At 68.4% G+C, this 1,320-nt stretch carries 2 protein-coding genes and 1 pseudogene; all 3 read left to right on the forward strand.

What is annotated here, in order from left to right; translation table 11 throughout:
- Window positions 1-301, forward strand: a pseudogene (locus EN969_RS31355) (efflux RND transporter periplasmic adaptor subunit); the annotation flags it as partial.
- Between the two features lie 4 nt (window positions 302-305).
- A complete protein-coding gene (locus EN969_RS31360; protein ID WP_063168254.1) occupies window positions 306-1,019 on the forward strand; it encodes an ABC transporter ATP-binding protein in 714 nt (237 codons plus the stop codon).
- Window positions 1,016-1,320: ABC transporter permease (locus EN969_RS31365; RefSeq protein WP_164758676.1), on the forward strand; the 305-nt coding region annotated here is incomplete at its 3' end. The genes EN969_RS31360 and EN969_RS31365, both read left to right, overlap by 4 nt.

Consider the following 1,320-nt stretch of genomic DNA (forward strand, 5'->3'; position numbering starts at 1 on the left):
GGCCAAGGACGTGCTCACCGTGCCGGCCACCGCCTTCCGCTTTCGCCCGGTCCAGCAGGCCGCACGCGGCTGGAGCCTCAGCGACCTGTTCACCGGCCGCATGGGCCGCCCCGGCGGCAACCGCCAGCGCCAGGCCGCCACAGTGCCCACCGACGGCTCGCGCACGCTCTATGTGCTGGAGAACGGGCGTCCGCACCCGGTCAACGTCAAGATCGGCTCGACCGACGGCGAACTGACCGAGATCATTTCTGGCCTCGACGAAGGCGCACAGGTCATCACCGCGTCGCAGCAGCGGAGCTGATACCGTGGCTGCCGGTGCTGCCCTCATCACCTTCGACAAGGTCTGGAAGAGCTATGGCCAGGGCGAGGCCAAGGTGCATGCGCTGGCCGGCGTCGATCTTGCCATCCGGCGTGGCGAATTCGTCGCCATCATGGGGCCGTCCGGCTCCGGCAAGTCGACGGCGATGAACATCATCGGCTGCCTCGACACGCCGACGGCCGGAACCTATTCCTTCATGAGCATCGACGCCGGCCGCCTCGACCGCAACCGCCGCGCCATGCTGCGCAACCTCTATGTCGGCTTCGTCTTCCAGGGTTACAATCTGCTGGCCCGCACCACGGCGGCCGAAAATGTCGAACTGCCGCTGATCTATCGCGGCGTGGCCGCCCGCGAGCGCCGCGACCTTGCCATGCAGGCCCTGGCGGAGGTCGGCCTTGTCGGCCGCGAGCACCACACGCCGGCCGAACTGTCCGGCGGCCAGCAGCAGCGCGTGGCGATCGCGCGCGCCATCGTCACGCGCCCGACGCTGCTCGTCGCCGACGAGCCGACCGGCAACCTCGACACCGCCCGCACGCACGAGATCATGGAGTTGCTGACGCGGCTCAACAAGGAGCTTGGCCTGACCATCGCCATGGTCACCCACGAGGCCGACGTCGCCGACTATGCCGAACGCACCATCCGCTTCCTCGACGGCCACGTCGCCTCCGATTCCAGGAAGCTGGAGATCGCACAACCATGATCTGGGAAACCGTCCGCCTGTCGCTGCGCTCGATCCGCCGCAACGTGCTGCGCTCGTTCCTGACCTTGCTCGGCATCGTCATCGGCGTTGCCGCCGTCATTGCCATGCTCACCATCGGGTCGGGCACCACGCAGAAGGTCAAGGCCGACATCTCCAAGCTCGGCAGCAATCTGCTGGTCGTCCGCTCCGGTCGCCCGGCCGGTCCCGGTGGCCCGGGCGGGCTCGACCAGGTGGTGCGTCCGCTGGCCGAAAAGGAGCTGGCGGCGCTGGTTGCGCATCTGACTGGCGCCCGCGCCATTTC

This window comes from Mesorhizobium sp. M7A.F.Ca.CA.003.01.2.1, assembly GCF_003998945.1.
GTDB classification, from domain to species: domain Bacteria; phylum Pseudomonadota; class Alphaproteobacteria; order Rhizobiales; family Rhizobiaceae; genus Mesorhizobium; species Mesorhizobium ciceri.